20 protein-coding genes are annotated in these 19,208 nt (G+C 48.7%); 6 read left to right on the forward strand and 14 right to left on the reverse strand.

All coding sequences use genetic code 11. The annotated features are described in order from the left end of the window. Window positions 1–74: 74 nt before the first annotated feature. The 3 genes from GVY43_RS09440 to speE are packed head-to-tail and all read right to left on the reverse strand — an operon-like array spanning window position 75 to window position 2,152. Complete coding sequence (locus GVY43_RS09440; RefSeq protein ID WP_031422162.1) at window positions 75–434, reverse strand: DUF2294 domain-containing protein; 360 nt, start codon at window positions 432–434, stop codon at window positions 75–77. After that, window positions 435–1,316, reverse strand: coding sequence for an agmatinase (speB, locus tag GVY43_RS09445; protein ID WP_012727428.1), 882 nt, complete (start codon window positions 1,314–1,316; stop codon window positions 435–437). It lies immediately after the preceding gene. After that, window positions 1,313–2,152, reverse strand: a complete 840-nt coding sequence (gene speE, locus GVY43_RS09450) for a polyamine aminopropyltransferase (protein ID WP_012727429.1) — start codon at window positions 2,150–2,152, stop codon at window positions 1,313–1,315. Before speE ends, speB begins: the two co-directional genes overlap by 4 nt. A 201-nt stretch (window positions 2,153–2,353) precedes the next feature. Between speE and GVY43_RS09455 the strand changes: the two genes are divergently transcribed. From GVY43_RS09455 to cls, 4 genes are all read left to right on the forward strand, one after another. Continuing rightward, a complete protein-coding gene (locus tag GVY43_RS09455; RefSeq protein WP_159563012.1) occupies window positions 2,354–3,292 on the forward strand; it encodes an EAL domain-containing protein in 939 nt (312 codons plus the stop codon). A gap of 175 nt (window positions 3,293–3,467) precedes the next feature. Next, window positions 3,468–4,652 (forward strand): chloride channel protein, encoded by a 1,185-nt coding sequence (locus GVY43_RS09460; RefSeq protein ID WP_159563013.1) that lies wholly within the window; start codon window positions 3,468–3,470, stop codon window positions 4,650–4,652. A 65-nt stretch (window positions 4,653–4,717) separates the two neighbouring features. Beyond that, entirely contained in the window at window positions 4,718–5,068 is a 351-nt protein-coding gene (locus tag GVY43_RS09465) for a hypothetical protein (protein ID WP_074035622.1), read from the forward strand. Between the two features lie 55 nt (window positions 5,069–5,123). Further along, on the forward strand, window positions 5,124–6,653 hold the full coding sequence (gene cls / locus GVY43_RS09470; protein WP_236548953.1) for a cardiolipin synthase: 1,530 nt from the start codon (window positions 5,124–5,126) through the stop codon (window positions 6,651–6,653). On the opposite strand, the gene GVY43_RS09475 is transcribed toward cls, so the two are convergent. The 9 genes from GVY43_RS09475 to GVY43_RS09515 form a co-directional block, all read right to left on the reverse strand. Continuing rightward, window positions 6,629–7,162 (reverse strand): TVP38/TMEM64 family protein, encoded by a 534-nt coding sequence (locus GVY43_RS09475; protein WP_074035619.1) that lies wholly within the window; start codon window positions 7,160–7,162, stop codon window positions 6,629–6,631. The two genes, cls and GVY43_RS09475, sit on opposite strands and share 25 nt — an antisense overlap. Before the next feature lie 63 nt (window positions 7,163–7,225). After that, complete coding sequence (locus tag GVY43_RS09480) at window positions 7,226–8,503, reverse strand: dicarboxylate/amino acid:cation symporter (RefSeq protein ID WP_074035617.1); 1,278 nt, start codon at window positions 8,501–8,503, stop codon at window positions 7,226–7,228. Between the two features lie 156 nt (window positions 8,504–8,659). Continuing rightward, window positions 8,660–9,163 (reverse strand): YwhD family protein, encoded by a 504-nt coding sequence (locus GVY43_RS09485; RefSeq protein ID WP_031422148.1) that lies wholly within the window; start codon window positions 9,161–9,163, stop codon window positions 8,660–8,662. A gap of 55 nt (window positions 9,164–9,218) precedes the next feature. After that, window positions 9,219–10,268 carry a DUF871 domain-containing protein gene (locus tag GVY43_RS09490; RefSeq protein ID WP_159563015.1) on the reverse strand — a complete coding sequence of 350 codons (1,050 nt, stop codon included), beginning with the start codon at window positions 10,266–10,268 and terminating at the stop codon, window positions 9,219–9,221. Window positions 10,269–10,328: 60 nt separating this feature from the next. After that, window positions 10,329–11,702, reverse strand: coding sequence for a PTS transporter subunit EIIC (locus GVY43_RS09495; RefSeq protein ID WP_159563016.1), 1,374 nt, complete (start codon window positions 11,700–11,702; stop codon window positions 10,329–10,331). 13 nt (window positions 11,703–11,715) lie between these two features. After that, on the reverse strand, window positions 11,716–12,609 hold the full coding sequence (gene murQ, locus GVY43_RS09500) for an N-acetylmuramic acid 6-phosphate etherase (protein ID WP_035387829.1): 894 nt from the start codon (window positions 12,607–12,609) through the stop codon (window positions 11,716–11,718). Window positions 12,610–12,710: 101 nt separating this feature from the next. Further along, window positions 12,711–13,178, reverse strand: coding sequence for an N-acetyltransferase (locus tag GVY43_RS09505; RefSeq protein ID WP_159563017.1), 468 nt, complete (start codon window positions 13,176–13,178; stop codon window positions 12,711–12,713). After that, window positions 13,175–14,023: a MurR/RpiR family transcriptional regulator gene (locus tag GVY43_RS09510; RefSeq protein ID WP_159563665.1), complete on the reverse strand. Its 849-nt coding sequence runs from the start codon at window positions 14,021–14,023 to the stop codon at window positions 13,175–13,177. Before GVY43_RS09510 ends, GVY43_RS09505 begins: the two co-directional genes overlap by 4 nt. Window positions 14,024–14,117: 94 nt before the next feature. After that, the gene (locus tag GVY43_RS09515) at window positions 14,118–14,972 is read right to left on the reverse strand and encodes a neutral zinc metallopeptidase (RefSeq protein WP_159563018.1); all 855 of its coding nucleotides are present in this window, start codon (window positions 14,970–14,972) and stop codon (window positions 14,118–14,120) included. A 147-nt stretch (window positions 14,973–15,119) separates the two neighbouring features. On the opposite strand from GVY43_RS09515, the gene GVY43_RS09520 reads away from it, so the two are divergent. After that, window positions 15,120–15,308: a 2-hydroxymuconate tautomerase gene (locus tag GVY43_RS09520; RefSeq protein WP_012727443.1), complete on the forward strand. Its 189-nt coding sequence runs from the start codon at window positions 15,120–15,122 to the stop codon at window positions 15,306–15,308. 39 nt (window positions 15,309–15,347) lie between these two features. Here the strand turns inward: GVY43_RS09520 and GVY43_RS09525 are convergent, their stop codons facing one another. Beyond that, the gene (locus GVY43_RS09525; protein ID WP_078147716.1) at window positions 15,348–16,934 is read right to left on the reverse strand and encodes a Na/Pi cotransporter family protein; all 1,587 of its coding nucleotides are present in this window, start codon (window positions 16,932–16,934) and stop codon (window positions 15,348–15,350) included. A 22-nt stretch (window positions 16,935–16,956) separates the two neighbouring features. Next, window positions 16,957–18,252, reverse strand: a complete 1,296-nt coding sequence (locus tag GVY43_RS09530) for an HD domain-containing protein (RefSeq protein WP_159563019.1) — start codon at window positions 18,250–18,252, stop codon at window positions 16,957–16,959. A 101-nt stretch (window positions 18,253–18,353) separates the two neighbouring features. Here GVY43_RS09530 and GVY43_RS09535 point away from each other — a divergent pair, with 101 nt between their 5' ends. Continuing rightward, window positions 18,354–19,202, forward strand: a complete 849-nt coding sequence (locus GVY43_RS09535; RefSeq protein ID WP_159563020.1) for a biotin/lipoate A/B protein ligase family protein — start codon at window positions 18,354–18,356, stop codon at window positions 19,200–19,202. Window positions 19,203–19,208 lie beyond the last annotated feature (6 nt).

Below are 19,208 nucleotides of genomic sequence, written 5' to 3' on the forward strand. Positions count from 1 at the left end.
CGCTTCATCTTGACTCGTCCAGTCGATTCTCTATACGTCTCTGCCTTTCATTTTAAGAAGGTGGCGTTTCATTGTCAATCGGTTTGATCCCAAGGGGCATCTAGACGAAACACGATGAGACGCTCCCCTGTTTTCGTACTGATGTCCGTATGGAGCGAGACAATCGAACGACCGAGTACTTGTCCGACAATCGTTTCGAGTTGACTCCGCCCTGATTCGACGAGATTGTTGCGATATTTCTTCAATTGCTCGCGACCTGAAGACTTGGTAGCCAAATCATACTCGGCCGGCGTCAACACGCCTTGGAGTGTGACGATGGCGAGGTCTCGAAGCAGGTCTGCCTTACACGTCAATGACCCGCGACCCAAATATTCTTTCTCCCATTGGGTAATCCGAGCGCTCAGTTCCATTTCCAGCTGACCCTTTTTCCGCATTTACTTCACGAATCCAATCATCATCTCACGAAGAATCTTAGCTGCTGCGATGGCTGTCATATCCGACTGATCGTATGCCGGTGACACTTCGACAAGGTCTGCACCGATGATGTCGAGGTCTGCGTTCGCAATGGCATGTACCGCTTCGAGCAATTCTTTCGTTGAGATGCCGCCGATTTCTTGCGTCCCTGTCCCTGGTGCCGCTGACGGGTCGAGGACGTCGATGTCGATCGTGACGTATACTTTTTTACCAGCGAGTGTCGGTAAGACGCGTTTGAGTGGTTCGATCACTTCAAATTGATGCATGTTGTAGCCGACTTCACGAGCCCACTCAAACTCTTCTTTCATCCCTGAACGGATTCCGAACGAGTAACAGTTCGATGGTCCGATTAAGTTTGCCGCTTTTTTGAGCGGAGTCGAGTGTGAGAGCGGCTCGCCTTCATACTCATCCCGAAGGTCCGTGTGCGCATCCAAGTGGAGGATGACAAAGTCGTTGCCGTACACGTCGTGCATCGCTTTGATGATCGGCCATGTGACAAGGTGTTCGCCACCCATGCCGAGTGGGAACTTACCTGCTTTGACGACATCTTTGACGAACGCCTCAATCATATCGAGCGACTTCGGTGCGTTCCCGAATGGAAGCGGGATATCGCCTGCATCGTACACCGCGGCATCAGCCAAGTCACCGTCTAAATACGGGCTATATTCCTCGAGTCCAATCGATACTTCACGAATCCGGTTCGGACCGAAACGCGAGCCTGGACGGAAGCTGACTGTCCAGTCCATCGGCATCCCGTAAAGAACCGTCTTCGCCTCTGTCACCTCTGGGAGGCTGGCGATAAACACTTTACCTGAGTAGGCTTCATCGAAACGCTTAATCATTTTGTTAAGTCCTCCACGAATTTCGGAAGAACGAACGCTGCATTGTGAAGCTTCGGCGTATAGTACTTCGTTTCGATGTCATGGAACCGCTCAGCTGATACTTGTTCCGGGTCGTATTTCTTCGAACCGATCGTGAACGTCCACATGCCACTCGGGTACGTTGGTACGTTTGCTGTGTACAACTTCGTGATTGGGAAGATTTCCTTCACGTCACGTTGAACCGTTTGGATGAGTTCTGGTGTGAACCATGGGTTATCCGTTTGAGCCACAAAGATGCCATCCTCTTTGAGCGCTTTTGAAATCCCTGCATAGAACCCTTTTGTGAAGAGGTTGGCTGCTGGTCCGACCGGTTCAGTCGAGTCGACCATGATGACGTCGTACTCGTTTTCTGACTTCGCGATATGCATGAATCCGTCACCGACGATGACTTCAACACGCGGGTTATCGAGCTCACCCGCAATATTTGGTAAGTATTTCTTCGAATATTCAATGACTTTCCCGTCGATATCCACGAGAACTGCTTTTTCTACTGATGGGTGTTTCATAATTTCACGGATGACACCGCCATCTCCCCCACCGACTACGAGCACATGCTTCGGATTCGGGTGTGTAAAGAGTGGGACGTGTGCGACCATCTCGTGATAGACGAATTCGTCCTTATCCGTCGTCATGACCATCCCGTCAAGTAACAACATCGTTCCGAACTCGTCCGTTTCGACCATCTCTAGTCGTTGAAACTCCGTTTGTTCGCTCTCATAAACGTGGTTTACACGGAACGTAATCCCGTAATCTTCTGTTTGGTGCTCCGTAAACCATAACTTTAATTTTTGGTCCATCGATAGAACCCCTTTCTGTTCAAAAAGTTGTTCGTATGCGAGTGGCGTTTTGAGGCGCTTCTTAATCATACGATAGGAAGTATACAAAACCTGTACCCATTTTGCACGATTTTTTTGCGGAATCGGTCTTGAATGTGAGTTTTTTGTGAGACGTTGCCGATATACTGATTGAACCAATTCTGAATCGAAAGGTGGAATAGTATGTGGTCACCCTGTGCTTCTTGTAATACAACCATTCCTTTGATTGCTCAAGGAACACTCGTCACGAAATTCAAGGAATACTCTTACAAAACGTTTGAAGAACTCGATACGCTCCTTCTGCATGCGGAAGGAACGGTTTACTGTGTCGATTATAACTCGAAAAGTCAGACGCCTCCGCTCGAGGTCGAAGCACTAAAAGATCAGCTTGCGCATCGGCACATCATTGAACAGATTCAGCACGGCACGTTCGAGAGTCACCTCCAACCGATCATCTTCCTCGATTCAACGGAAACGTTCGGATATGAAGCGCTCCTCCGCAGTAGCGCCAACATTTCACCTGGTGACCTATTCCGGACGGCAAACCGTTTCGGTCTCCATTCGAAACTCGATCAACGTGCCCGCGCGGAAGCAATCAAAGCAACGTTTGAAGCCGTCGCTCCTCAGCAAAAGACGTTCATCAACTTCTTACCTTCGACCATTTATAACCCGGACTATTGTCTCCAGCACACGTTTGACATCATTGACCGATATGACCTCAGCCCGGACCGCTTTATCTTTGAAGTCGTGGAGACGGAGAAGGTACATGACGTCGATCATCTCCAACACGTGTTTTCGACATATAAAAAGCGAGGGATGAAAGTGGCATTAGACGATGTCGGGGCAGGCTTCTCGACAATCGATATGTTGAAGCGACTTGAACCGGACTATGTCAAAATTGACCGTTCCTATATCTCGTTTTGTGATGAAGACGCTGAAAAACGCGCTTTCCTCAAACAAGTGCGTGCGTTAACCCATTCGATGGGCATCACCCTTCTTGCTGAAGGAGTAGAACGTATGGAAGAGGCAGATGTCTGTCGTGAGCTCGGATTCGATTTAGCGCAAGGATATTTCTTCGGAAAACCGGCCCCTGCCAATCAATACAAGATTGAAATCGCATAAGTCATCACTTTCAAAAGCACAGGAATCGACTTCGTCGTCATCCTGTGTTTTTTCATTTACCGGTCCCTTATGATCACTTCCTTATTGTTTCATCTACTTTTAGGTTTCGTTCAGAGATGTTCAGGAGATAGCATATTATAGAAGGTTGACGGGAGCGAAAGAGGTGGATATGTAGATGAAATCATGGATTGTCAGTGGCTATGCAATCGTACTAGGAATCATCATCGGTTTAGTAAGTTGGCTTTTCTTGTCCGTCGTTTATAAAGGGATTCACGTTGTATGGCATACGGTACCTGAGCAATTTGATATTCCGTTTTATCTGTTTCTCGTACCGGTCATCGCTGGTGTAAGCATCGGCCTGTTGCAACGTCGGTATGGGCAAATGCCTCGTCTCATGCCGGAAGTGATGGAAGAACGAAAAGATACCGGTCGTATCGACTATCGCTTGATTGGATTCACAACGTTGACCGCCCTCCTCGTTCTCATCGGAGGTGCAAGCCTCGGTCCTGAGGCCGCGCTCGTCGGCATCGTCGGCGGACTCACGACATGGTTCTCCGAGCGAATCCGCTATGTTCGTCAAGAGTTAGGAGAATTACAAGAAGTCGGTCATGCCGTCGTGCTCGGGATTGTCTTCAACGCGCCACTATTTGGTGCGATTGCGGCTGAGGAGAACGAGCAGAAGAAACAACCGATGCTAAACCTTCTGGCGACACTCGCCGGGATTGGGACGTTTTATTTATTGAACCAACTGGATGAGCGTCCCCCGTTCATCATTAAGTTCCCTGCGATTGAAAGTGTCCAGATCGATTGGACGATGTTATTGATTGTTCTTGGCGGCATGGTTCTCGGCTGGCTTTATTTGGTGAGTGAACATGCATTGATGCGACTTTTTTCAAACATACCAATCTTATTGCTTACAACGCTCGGTGGAGTCGGAATCGGGATCATGGCTCTTCTTTATCCGGACCTCCTCTTCTCCGGAGAAGAAACTATTCTTGAGTATATCGACGAGTGGCGACTGATTCCTCTCTATACCCTTCTCTTATTTAGTGTACTGAAACTGCTTTTTACCGCATTCTGTTTAGCGACTAGTTGGCGTGGCGGGCACATCTATCCTCTTCTTTTTTCTTCATTCACGCTCGGTTACTTCTTCAGTTTACTGTTTGACATCGATATGACATTTTCCGTCGTCTTGACGACGAGCGCCTTACTGGCGACGGCGATGCGACAACCGCTGGCTATTATCGTACTACTCGTTCTCTTTTTCCCGCCGAATAGTTGGCTCTATGTATTCGCAGTCGTTGCAATCGTTTCAAAAATTCCACTTCCATCGTTCATCCATTCACCAGCGAAAGCTTGATTTTAGATATTGAAAAAAGGGTAAGAGATGAATAGTTATGCACTCTCTCGAAAGGAGGAACGGTTGTGAGCGAATATGAAATGGCCATTGAAAACCTAATTGACGCAGTTAGTTCGGATTGGATTAGCATCATTTTAGCTATTTTAGTCGTGATTATGGGGATTGTCGTCTTCATTTATGTCGTCATGACAATCGTCGACATGTTTTTGTCCAAGGATATCGTCTGGGGAATCGTTGAAGTCATCGCTCTATTCGTAGGACTGGCAGTGCTCTTGTCCGTCTTCTACTATTGGAATCGGAATCGGGTCAAAGCACAGTTTGGTCTCTTCCTCGTCTTGTTCTCTCTCGCAGTGAATGTGTACTTCTTCGTTCGTTATGCGGACGAAATCAATGCTGTTTTGAACAGCGTGTACTAAAAAACGAGGGGGAATTCCCCCTCGTTTTAATCGTTCATCGAAATATAGAAAGGTGGTGTTTCCTTTGAAACGTCGCGTAATTCAACTGATCATCATGGTGATCAGTGTCATCTTGCTTATCGGTCTCTTGTTCTGGCTCGACGTCCTTATTCCTATATTAATTGGAACCGCCATCATCGCACCGCTCGTCGTCGGATGGCAAATTCTATTTGACCAAGTACAACCTCAAGGGAAGCTCGCCTGGTTACTGACCGTCTTCTTCATTCCATTCATCGGTGTCTTGGCATGGGTCATGTTTGGCCGTACGCCACGCCGTCATCGACGCTTCAAACGAACGTCATCAGAGATCCGGATGCTACGGCAAGCAATCGAAAGCGAGAAAATTGAAACTTCACCTGATATTGTGTCGTCTTACCCGTTGACACGGACACTCGAAAAATTAGGCGCATCCGGTGCCGATGGTCATACTTCGACTAAACTGCTCGTCAACGGTGAAGAGAAATTTGATGCATTATTAGACGCCATCAACAGTGCAACCGATCATATCCACATCCAATACTACCTCTTTCGGACGGATGACATTTCGTTAAAAGTTAGAGACGCCCTCATTCAAAAATCGAATGAAAATGTCATTGTCCGCTTTCTGTATGACGGACTCGGTAGCCAAGAAATCGGGGAAGAGTTTATCCAACCGTTACGGGAGTCCCGTGTCCACGTTCAGGCGTTCGACCCCGTTTTGCATCCGTACCTGGTGTTTAACGCCAACTTCCGCAATCATCAAAAACTGATTGTCGTGGATGGGCGAATCGCGCTAACAGGCGGGTTGAATGTCGGGGATGAATATCTTGGGAAGAATGATAAACTCGGTTTTTGGCGTGACACCCATCTCCGTCTTGAAGGTCCGCTCGTCCGAGAATTGCAACAGCTCTTTGTCGAGAACTGGCTATACGCAGGACAAGGGACGAGTGATGAAACATGGGATTTGTTCGCAGATGAAGAGCACCTCTCTCAGTACTTTGTGAATGAACCGAAAGGGCAAAACGGTGCGACACAACTACTCGTCACATCGCCTGGTAAAGACGTCACGATTCGCGATGGACTCATGCGTCTGTTGATGGATGCCAAAGAATCGATTTGGCTCACCACCCCATACCTTGTCCCCCCACCTGAACTATTGGCCATTCTTGAAGTCGCAGGTCGTAGTGGCATCGATGTCCGAATCGTTGTACCGGGCAAAGGAGACGAATGGTTTAGCTTCCATGCGACCGAGTATTATTTTGAACAATTGTTGAAGCGCAATATCAAAATTTATAAATACAATCGCCATTTTATTCATGCGAAAACACTACTGATTGATGGCAAAGTTGCCCTCGTCGGGTCAGCCAACTTCGATTTTCGTAGTATGTTTCTAAACCACGAGATGATGATTGCCCAATTCGATACTACATCCATTCAAGAACTGCACGAGGCATTCCTGAAGGACTTTGAAGAATCCATTTTAATCGATTGGACCATGTTGCGGAAAAAGACGACCGGCAAACGTTTCGTCGAAGCGTTTTGTCACATTTTCTCGCCACTCCTTTGACGCATTCGCCAAACAAGATACGTCATGGCGACGACACCAACTAAAAACAATTGCCATCCAATCGTTAACTGCATCGCTGCCGTCACCGCCAGTCCTTCCATAATCAAGGCAGGAATCTTTCCAATCGTACTTGCTACTGCGAACGAGGCGAGCGTCATGCGACTGAACGCCGCCGATAATGTGACGAGACCAGAAGGAACGAATGGCATAAGACGCATCCCGAGGACGAGAAACCAAGCCTCGGCTCCTTCGGACTCCCGAAGCCGTTGAAATCGGCTACCATTCGGGGAAACATAACGGTGTAGGGCTTTCCGATAAAGGATGAAACTCACGACGGCGCCAACTGCCTCCCCGACAATCGATACGAGGATGCCCGGTACGAGACCGAGGACACTCACATTGATGGCTGTCAAAAAAGCACTAGGGAGGACACCGGCGACCGCAATCACACTATTCAGTAAAATACTGATCATCAAAAATAAAGGGAGCGGGAGCAGTTCCCATTCCATAACAATCACTCTTTCTATTCACAAAATAAGGACCATGACATGTCGTCATGGTCCTTTACTATATCATAGCGATGATGAAGAGGTTGCACCGGCTTCATCCCACGAGTCTTCGTCGACTGGTGGTAAATGTTTTTCTTCCAATTTCGAAACGACAACCGCACATGCCGCATCCCCCGTGATGTTGACTGATGTGCGAAGCATATCAAGAATACGGTCTACTCCGATAATGAGAGCGATTCCCTCTACCGGTAAGTTGACTGACTGAAGGACGAGCGCAAGCATGACAAGTCCGACTCCCGGTACACCCGCTGTACCGATCGAAGCGAGGACCGCCGTGATGACGACCGTCAACAACTGAGTCATTGTTAAGTCAGAAGCGAACACTTGCGCGATGAAAATCGTCGCAACCCCTTGCATGATCGCTGTTCCGTCCATGTTGACCGTTGCCCCAAGTGGCTGTACGAACGACGAAATCGAACGCGGCACACCGAGTTTTTTCTGTGCGACTTCCATCGATACTGGAAGCGTCGCATTTGACGAAGAAGTCGAGAACGCGAACGTCATCGCCTCATAGAAGTTCTTGAAGAAGAAGACTGGGCTCATCTTCCCGATGAAGTAAACCGCTGCCCCGTAGACAATCGTTGCATGTAAGAATAGCGTCAAGACGACGGCAATCATATACCACGCCATTGCGACAACCGCGTCGAGACCGATGCCTCCGATTGCAGAAGCAATCAATGCGAATGCGCCGTATGGAGCGAGCTTCATCACAAGATGAATCAAGTACATCATAATGCGATCGCCTTGTTTGACGAATTGACGCCACGTTTTCGCCTTGTCCCCGAGGGCAATCAGCGCAAAACCAATCAATGCAGCAAAGACGATGATTTGAAGCATGTTTCCTTCAGCGAGCGCCGTAATCGGATTCGTTGGAATCATATTGACGAATGTCTGTACGATATTAGACGATTCCTCGGTCGCTGTTGATTCAAATTCAAGACCTGTCGTTTGGAAGTCCCCACGCTCCCCTGGCTGTAAGACGGATGCAACACCCATCGCTAACATGATCGCGAGCGCTGTCGTCGCTAAGAAGAACAGAATCGACTTCGACCCGACTCGACCTAGTTCTTTCGGGTCCCCGAGACCCATGACGCCTAAAATAATTGAGAAGAAGACAATCGGTACGACTAACATTTTAATTAAATTCAAAAAGATCGTTCCGACCGGAGATAAAATATACGGATTCACAATCTCATAAACATTATCCGGCAAGCCCGCCAATCCGAGACCAACAACAACACCTAGCGCGAGACCGATTAAGATTTTTTTCGTTTCGCTCATCGTATCACCCTTTCTTTTTTTCACAATGTAGTCAGTATATCATAATACTGAATTTTCATACAATTACAACTGAATATCTCTTCAGTTACAAATTCTCTTGAAATTCCCAAAAACTTGAAACAAAAAAGATTGGAGACGAAAATTCGTCCAATCTTTTTACTCAGCGTCTACACGCTCGAGCTCTGCATGAAGTTCAGTCGAGTTTGCCCAAATCTCAGGGCGATGTTCTTGTAAGAAGTTCGCTAAAACGTCGCGGGACGGAGCGTCCATCATGTCGATTAAAATCCGACCCTTTAACGATTTATCCATTTGATTAACGTGATACGGTAATAATTTATAACCCCGTCTCGCTTCCACGTCAACTAACATGTCACATGCCGCGACACCGCCATAATAAAAGCCTTCCGGTTTTCGACCGACCGTCACCCACACGATCCAATACGGTTTCCCGTTCGGTACCGCTTCCGGGTCCGTCAAAAACTTAATCCGTTTCTCGATGGCAGACTTGGCGTGCATCGCTCCCATATCGATTGTTGCAACGCCTTCTTCGACATCGATGATGACCGGAGACATGTTATTTAAACTAAGCGAACCGACACCAAAACCACCGTGTCCGTCCGTCGCATCGTCTGAAATAATATTAAAATTAATGTCTTTCATGTTCCACCCTCCCTCTCTACTGTACACAATGATATAGGATGGTGGCAATCCTGAGTCACACCCACTCGATTTGAAAGCGTCCCCCTGGACCGATCTGTTGGATTAATGAACGATCTTCTTCAATGATCCTTCCGATGACATTGACGCGCTCATCTGCCGGCAAATCCCGCTTCGTTATTTGCAGTTCCCCTGCATAACGACCGTAACGTTCATTGTCGATCGTGATACTGCCGAGCACTCGTTCTTCTGTATCTCGCGGTTGAATCAAATGGTCCCCAGGTCGTCCATACGCTCTCGATTCGACCGAACGGATGACGTCCCGGGCTGGGTCCATCCGATTCGTGTGACTGGTTGGAACCGAATCATCATGATTTCGTGTGGTCGCTCGAAGAACGATGACGCCCTCGTCGTACTCCCGAAACTGTCGCATCGTCTGATTGGATATACACGGATCTCCAATCAAGATTCGATCGACCCTCGCTTGTAAATCGATATAACACGAAAACGGAGATTGGTGGCGGTGCATCTCGAGTGTCGGTAATGTCTCATGAAGGGGGCCACGTAACCGTTCATCTCCAGGGATGAATGCTTGTACCCGTATTCCTTGCGCATGTAACCAGTCGTTTCTTTCATCAAACCAAGAACGCTCGAGTCCTGTTTCCGGACGGGGATAAAAGTTATGCCACGCTTCGACATGCTCACGTCGTAGCCCTTGTCGTAGCATCTCTTCAAGCTCTGCTTCCGTGAGCGTACTCGCATTGAGGGCGACCATCATATGTCGTGATAAATCCGCCACTTGTTTCGGTGTGACACCATAGTCAACACGTAACCCGGTGACACCCCACTCCAACAGCGCATGAGCATCATCCCAAGTCTTACCGAGTGCCTGTAGAGACGATGGAGCGATATCCGCCACGAGTTCCATCTTTAGACGACTTGCCAACGCACCTAATTGCTGAAGTCGTTCCGTATAAGTTGTCGGATCGTCTTCCGGAATATGGAGCGACGTGAAGATGCTCGTAAACCCTGCCTCTCGCATGCGTTCCATCCAAGCCATCGAATCAAGTGTCAGTTCATCGCCTAAGTACACTGAAATCCCTCTCATATGAATCCACCTTTCCAAAAGTAGAGAAAAAGATGACTCGACTGGAGCCATCTTTTTTTATTAAATCCCGTCTGCCATCTCTTCTTTGAAACCGAAGAAATAAGTAAACAGGAAGCCTGCCGTATATGAAATCAATAGTCCGGCAATGTACGTCAAATACATGCCATTATCAATCAATGGTGTGAGCGATAGACCGGAAACACCAACCCCGAGCGCCGCTGTCTTCATTGTCGCTTGGAAGGCACCACCGACCGCGGCCCCGAGACACGCTGTCAAGAAGGGACGTCCGAGCGGAAGCGTGACACCATACAGGAGCGGTTCCCCGATTCCAAGGAAACCTACCGGAATGGCCCCTTTGATAATATTGCGAAGGCGTGGGTTGCGCGTCTTCACAAAGATTGCAAGCGCTGCACCGACTTGACCCGCCCCGGCCATCGCCAAGATTGGGAGAAGGGCCGTTGTTCCGACCGTGTTCAACAGTTCCAAATGGATTGGCGTCAAACCGTGATGCAATCCGACCATGACAAGCGGTAAGAAGAATCCGGCCAAGAGTGCCCCTGCGACAGGTCCCCCGAATTCAAGCGTCGCATTGATTCCTCGCATGATACCGTCTGACAATACGCCAGCGACCGGCATTATTGCATATAAAGCAGTAAATCCAACGATCAAGACTGTAAAGAGTGGTGTGAAAATAATATCAATGGATACCGGCATGAAGCGACGAATGTGCTTCTCGATATACGTCATGAGCCAACCGGCAAAAATAACACCGAATAATCCACCACGCCCGACGACGAGCGGCTCCCCATAAATGACGATGTCCGCGAGAAGCGGGTTGAACAGGATCCCCCCGGCAATCGCCCCGAGTACCGGCGTTCCTCCAAACTCTTTTGCCGTGTTCCAACCGACAAGGATGGCTAAGTACGCGAAGACCGTGCTACCGAGCACGAGTAGAATCTGCATCCATGTCTCCGTCCGGTCGACGCCGGCGTTGACGGCAAAGTTCGCTGCCCCGTTAATGATCCCCGATGCGACAAGTCCCGGAATGAGCGGAATAAAGATATTCCCGAGGCGACGAAGGAATCGTTTGAACGGTGACTTTTGTTTTTCTTTCACCTTCTGGCGTTCGATCGCCGCACGCTCCTCTAACGTCAGGTTCGCATCAACCGACTCTTCCCCGATTGCGAGCCCTGTCTCATGGCTCATATAATCCGCGACCCGATTCACAGTACCTGGGCCGACGACGATTTGCAGCGTCTCATCATTGATGACACCCATGACCCCGTCAATCTTTTTCAATGCGTCAACGTCTGCCTTCGTCCCATCTTTCAGCGTCAGTCGAACACGTGTCATACAATGCGCGAGTTGACGGATATTCTCTTTCCCCCCGACATGTGCGAGGATATCCCGTGCTAAAACCTCTTCTTTCTTCATCTCGATTTCCCCCTTATAGCGCCTCGCGGACGAATCCGTTCGCGCGCTCTAATCGTTTGACAGCCTCCTCATAAGAGACGTCCGCTAAAATCATGACAATCGCCGTTTTGACGTGCCCCTTGGATGAAGCAAAATAACGCGCGGCCATTTCCATGTCGACCCCTGTCGCTTCTGCAATCATCCGCTTGGCACGCACTTCTAGCTTTTCATTCGTCGGTTGCACATCAACCATCAAGTTTTGATACACTTTTCCTACTCCAATCATCGACGTCGTCGAAATCATGTTGAGGACAAGTTTCTGTGCTGTTCCCGCCTTCAATCTCGTTGAACCGGTCAGTACTTCCGGTCCCGTTTCCACTTCAATCGGGTAATCCGCATGTCGACTGATGACCGCATCGCGATTACATGAAATCGAAGCTGTTGTGGCACCGAGTTCCCGTGCGTAATCGAGACCTCCGACGACATATGGCGTTCGACCGCTCGCTGCAATCCCAACGACCGTATCCTCTGCTGTCAAATGAAGCGCTTTCAAATCTGTGACCGCCAATTCTTTACTGTCTTCTGCTCCCTCAACGGCTTGAATGAGCGCGCGTTCGCCGCCGGCAATCAGTCCAATGACTTGATTGGGTGATACTCCAAACGTTGGCACACACTCAGCTGCGTCTAAAATCCCTAAACGTCCACTCGTGCCCGCACCGATATAAATCAGGCGACCGCCTTTACGAAAGGATGCGATGACTCGCTCCACGACTTTTGTGATGACCGGAAGTTGCTCTTGAATCACTTGAGGAACTTTATGATCCTCTGCATTCATAATCGCCAATCGTTCCTCAATCGACATCTCGTCCAGGTGCATCGTTCGTTCATTCCGTCTTTCTGTAGCCAGTTTATCTAGCATCGCCACCATCCTTTCTTCTCTATGATTTCATCGTACTATATTGAAATTTAAAGTCAATTTATAATTTAAATTTTATGAAATTTAATTTCAAATAAACTTTAAAGAAAAACTCACTCTGAACGAATGAGTCGTTTTTTCAAGACGTGCACGCGTGTTCCTTTATTCGTGATCGAATCCTTCTCATACACGTATCCGTTTCGCTCCCAAAATCGGCGAGCTCTAACATTATGAGGAAGCACGCCTAACCGAAACTCCATTTGATACGGGCGCATATATTGATCTTCCAATTGTTCATACAACGTTTGCGCCAAACCTGTCCCATGGAGAGATTCTTCGACAACGAACAAACCAAGCCAAAGCGAGCCATCGATCGGATGTTTTTTTAAGAGGTCGGCGATTGCCACGATTCGCTCTTCTTCACGAAAAATCAGGCTAATGGTACCTTCTTCTTCAAAATCTGCCACGTTCTCGTCACGAAACATCTCGACTGTCTGTTCATTCAATCTTGCGAATGTGCGCTGGTCCATCAAAAAGCGTTGCAATTCTTGACGATTTTCAGCCGTATAAGGTTGAATCATCGGCGTAGTTTCACCATCTCATCACGGGCTTCTGCGTACCGATCAATCAACCCTTCTCCCTTCCGGTGGAGGAGTCCCATATATAACGTATCGACAATCGTCAATTGTGTCATCCGTGAGGCGATGCTCGCGATTCGGAAGTCGCTCTCGACGTTCGGTGTACAGAGTCGAACGTCCGCTTCTCGGTAAAGCGGTGATTTGTCGAGGTTAGTGATGGCGATGACCGGAACACGTTTCTTTTTCGCAAATCGGACGAGCTCGAGCACATCTTTCGTTCGTCCTGACGTGCTGATTGCGACGAATACATCAGACTTTCCTAAATGCGGGATCAGCGACAACATATAATGAAAATCGGGAGAGGTCGTGGCCGCATATCCCAGCTTCGTAAACTTATATTGCGCATCGATTGCCGCAGTCGAAGACCCCCCGACCCCGTAAAAGATGACGCGGTTCGCGCGAGCGAACAGGTCCACTGCATGTTCAAGTTCTCGTTTATCCATCGCTTCGGCGCACGCCTCGATTGCCGCCTTGTTCACATGGATGACTTTTTGGAACGAGTCATACGGCGTGTCTTTTTGCTGGAGGACGTTAAAGTCCGTCAGCGTCGTCTCCGTGACAGCCAAGTCTTTCACGAGCGCGAGCTTGAACGCTTTAAAACTATCAATTCCGACGACTCGAGCGAAGCGAACGATACTCGCCTCGGATACATCCGTCTTTTGCGCAAGCTCTTTTGTCGTCATGTTTGGAATGAGTGTTGAATGGGACAAAATATAGTCGGCGATCTTCTTTTCGACCGCTGTCATATCCTCTTTCGCTAAATTAATTTTCGTAAGTAAGGATTCCATTTGGTCATCCCCTTCCTGCAACTGTTGTTCTTTTATGATAGCGGATTCCTTCCACATATTCCAATCACCTAAAAAGATCGAGCAGGCGCCCGATCTATAAGTTGTTCGTATTGAACGTGTCGCCTCCTTGAATCGATCCGTTCTCAAACCCTCTCTCGAACCACCGCATGCGTTGTTCCGACGTCCCATGCGTGAACGAGTCTGGCGTCACATATCCACGTGCCTGACGCTGCAGCGTGTCATCGCCAATCTGATGCGCGGCATTCATCGCTTCTTCCACGTCTCCCGCTTCAAGATACCCTAACCCTTGCGCGTGATGGGCCCATACGCCCGCATAGTAATCTGCCTGCAACTCGAAGCGTACGAGATAGCGATTGAATTCGGTCTCGCTCATCTCGTTACGAAGCGGCATGATTTCTTCTGTCGTCCCGAGAAGCGTTTGGACATGATGCCCGACCTCATGGGCGACAACATAAGCCATCGCGAAATCCCCTGGCGCATTGAAACGTTGACTCAATTCATCATAAAAACTCAAATCGATATACAGTTTTTGGTCGCCGGGACAATAGAACGGACCCACAGCGGAGCCGGCAATACCACAAGCGGATTCAACCTGTCCGGAAAATAGAACGAGCGTCGGCTCTTCATAGGTCATCCCATTTTCAGCGAAGATGTCTGTCCACACTTCTTCCGTATCCTTTAAGACAACCGCTACGAAATCTGCCATCTCCTCTTCACGAGCCGTTCCGGTATACGTCCCCTCCGATTGAGGTTCCCCGAGTCCGATATTGTTGACGAGATCGGTCGGGCTTCCCCCGTTCAATAATGTAAAGACGATGACGAGAATCAACCCAAGACCGCCTCCGACCCCGGCAATCCCTTTCCCTCCGATGCTACGCCCACGTCGATCCTCGATGTTCCGGCTCTGTTGTCTTCCTTTCCACTTCATCCCGATTCCTCCTACATTCGCTCTGTCTTGTTTATTACCCCAAATCCGGTAAAAGTGAGCTCATGTTTCGAGGTAGATGAGAATTTTCTTTTCTAGAGGAAGGGGATTCTCTACAATGAAAGAGACTTCAGCAAAGGAGGAATGACCATGCCTTATGTAACTGTAAAAATGCTCCCGGGCCGTACCGTGGAACAAAAACGCGCGTTGATTGAAAAAGTGACGGATGCCGTCTCCGAAACGACGAATGCGCCAAAAGAAAACATCACCGTCTTCATCGAAGAGATGGATGCGACACATTACGGACAAGCCGGTGTAATGCACGCAGATAAGAAGTAAGTGACGAACGGACTCCTGATATGGAGTCCGTTTTTTGTTCTAGTCTTCTCGGTTCACGTCGAACCGTTCACTCGGTACGGTCGGCTTAATCAAGTGACGTGTCGCTCGCCAAATGTGGTAGCCGATACGGTCGAGCCAGAGCAATACTTGTACTTTTTGTATCGTCTGGTCCATCTCCAACTGATTCGCCGCCGTTTCTTCTAGCAGCTCCGAGCGATGTGCTTTCCGATATTCCGCCAGTTGTTTTGAGGCCTGTTTCCACAGCTTCGAATCCTCTGGTGGCGTATGATGATTCAGTTGATTCACAAGGTCAAGCTCATGCAATACGAGTTCTCGTGCCGCTAAAAAGTCGGTGTCCCGAAGTGCGTGGACCGGTTCGACTTCTCGCAAGACATATAACCAGCGTTCCAGATGATCGATCGTATGCAAGAGGGATAGATGTTGGCCATAATCATTTTGCTTTCCTTCATCTTCAAGACGTATCGTGCTCAAAAAGACACGGACATCGCTCAACGTCTTGTCGACGAGCGTCAATTCATCTTCACGAAGACGTCCCTCTCGGACAAGCAATTCCGTCTCATTTCCTAAATATCTTTCGATTTCAAGTAAAGAGCGTCGTGCCGCTTCAAGAGCGACCGTCGGGAGTTGTGACATGTTTTTATCGAGCAGACGTGTCAATTTTTCGGAGCGACTCGGAATCCACTTCAGTAATCGCCGTGCGAACGTTTGATAAAATGGTAGGAATAAGATCACACCTAGTAGATGGAATGTCGTATGGAATAAGGCGAGACGTAATAAGTCGTTCCAGTTGAACCAATCGGCTACTCGATTGACGACCTCGAAGAGAACAGGGAACGTCAGCCATCCAATGAGGACGATTGACACGTGGTAGATGGCATGCCCCAATACAATGCGTCGGGCTGACTTCCAGCCTCCGATTGAACCGAGTGCCACGACAAGGCTCGTCCCCGCACTTTGACCAAGCACCAAATAAGCGGCTTGCGGGAGTGAAATCGCCGCCGTCGCGAGAGCCGTCATCGTTAGCACGAGTCCAATCGTCGATGACTGAAGGACGGCGGTCATCATAAATCCGATTCCAATCAGAAGTGCCTGATGCAGAACGGTCATCTCACCGGCCGAGCCAAACGAGAACGTGACGACATCCCGCATCGCTTCTTGAAGTGTCCCAATCCCAACAAAGATCAACCCGATACTGACGAGCAACAGTCCCACACGGCGAAGGCGCGGACTGGATAGACGAAACGCCATCCCGATTCCAATGATCGGCAAAAACAACTGGCGCACGTCTAAGTTATAGCCGAGGATGGCAATGATCCATCCCGTCGTCGCGCTGCCTACGTTTGCGCCAATTACGAGAGGTAACGATTGCGTGAACGTGAGAAGCCCCGCGCTCACAAACCCAATCGTCATCAGTGTCGTCACCGAGGAAGATTGAAACAGGGTCGTCAGCATTGCGCCGAGAGTCGCCCCTGACAAAGAGCCGTCGGTGAATTGATTCAACCGATGACGCAATCGTGTACCAGCCCATTTTTTGAGCGTATCTGTCAGTAACGTCATCCCGAGTAAAAAAATCCCGATTCCACCAATCAGTGTCGCAATCTCCATCGTGTCACGCCCCTTTGCGTGTTTAATCGTCCTTCAATGTCGATAAAATCCACGATTTTTCATTCGCATAATCTTTTAAATTCAACAACACATCTTCCGGATAATAAATTTTTTCATCCGATTGTCTCGAGTTCAAAATCGACTGGACGAGCATCGAGACCTCTGAAATCTCTTTTCGCTCCCCGTCATTCATCTGTAGATAAATCCCCTCGTATTTGCCTTGTCCTTTATATAAATCGTATGGCAATTGACTCAATTGATCTTCAAGCAGATAGTATGTTGGTGGAAGCCCGATCGTCTCCATCGTCTGTCGCAAGCGCTCCATATAACGGACACGATTCGCTTCCGGGAAGTTCTTATATTTTAATAATCGGCGATTCACGAATCGACTCGCCAAATCGGCTAGAATCGCGTCGTCTTCTTCCATCCATTCTTGGAAATAGAAGTAGACGACCGTCTCATCCAATTTCAAATATTGTTCGAGTGACATACCGGTGCGTTCAAAGATCGGCAAAAAGTGTTTCGGCGTCATGTTAAACTCATAGCCACTCTCATAGAGCTCCTGTGCCCGCTCAAGAATCGCTTTCAAGAGGAGATCGCTCGACCGTGTCGCCGGATGAAGGTACACTTGCCAATACATTTGATAGCGACGCATAATATAGTCTTCAATCGTATGCATCCCAGACTGCTTGACCACGACTTGGTCTTCATCCGGACGCAAGACGCGCAACATGCGTTCTAAATCAAACTTTCCATAACTGACACCCGCAAAGTGAGCGTCGCGTAACAAATAGTCCATCCGGTCGACATCAAGCTGTGAGCTGAGCATATTGACGATCAAGCGATTCGGATGCGTCTTATTGATGATGGAGGCCACTTCTTCGGCAAACCCGACACCCATCTCAGATAAAACCCTATTTACTTCGGTTTCCCCTAAAATGATGCGCTCCGTCCACACTTCATGACGAACGGAAAAGACGTGCTCGAACGCGTGCGAGAATGGACCGTGTCCGACATCGTGCAAGAGCGCTGCTGCCAACAGTAGTTCACGGTCGCGGTCGTCCCATTCCGGATACTGTTGGAACTGATCGATTAACTGGCGTGCGATTTCATATACGCCGAGCGAGTGATGAAATCGCGTGTGCTCCGCGCCATGAAATGTCAAAAAAGACGTTCCAAGTTGTTTGATACGACGCAAACGCTGAAATTCTTTCGTATTGATCAACTCCCAAATGAGGTGATCGTAAACATAAATATATCGATGTACCGGATCCTTAAATACTTTCGATCCAGATAGTTGTCCTCGAGACGAGTACATGACATGCCCTCCTACGTTTCGTTATGTTCTAGATTCGACTTCAAACGAATCGTTCCCTCCATGCTATAATGAGGAGGAAAATTTTTTGTGAAAAGGAATTAATGAATATGATCCATCCATTATTACGACAACCGAGCTATCGCATCATCGATCAGTCGAGTCTTGGCACGATGTTTCAAGCGGAACAATCGTTTGCGACCGATGATACGTTATGTGCGTCAACGCAAGAACGAGGTGCCGTCTTGCGGGCATGGGTGCACACCGATACGATTGTACTCGGAATCCAGGATGCTCGGCTGCCTCATTTGAAAGAGGGAATTCGTTACTTACATGAACATGGATTCCGTCCCGTCGTCCGAAACTCAGGCGGTTTAGCCGTGGTGCTAGACGATGACGTCCTCAACCTTTCTTTAATTTTACCAGAGAAGGACGGGATTCAAATCGACAGCGGCTATGAGGCTATGACCTCGCTCATCCAACACATGTTCCAAGACGTCACGAATGACATCGTCCCAGGTGAAGTCGTCGGCTCATACTGTCCTGGAAGTTTCGACTTGTCGATCGACGGCAAAAAGTTCGCTGGGATTTCGCAACGACGCGTCCGTGGCGGTGTCGCCGTTCAAATTTACTTGAGCGTAAGACAGAGCGGGAGCGCACGTGCTGAAATCATCCGTGACTTTTACAACCTTGCCATTCAAGGAGAAGTGACAAAGTTCACGTACCCTACCATTGTACCGGAAACGATGGCTTCGCTTGAAGACTTGCTTGGAATCCCGCTTACCGTGCAAGATGTCCTCACTCGAGCCTACCGCGTTCTTTCCACTGTCAGTTCGCTCCAAAACGCGACACTGACGGCAGACGAGCAAACAATGTTCTCAAGTCAGCTCGAACGCATGTGGAAACGGAATGAACCGTTACGCGACATTGAACAACAACTAACAGAGGAGTGATTCATC

Origin of the sequence: Exiguobacterium sp. 8H (genome assembly GCF_902506255.1) — a bacterium.
Lineage (GTDB): Bacteria > Bacillota > Bacilli > Exiguobacteriales > Exiguobacteriaceae > Exiguobacterium > Exiguobacterium profundum.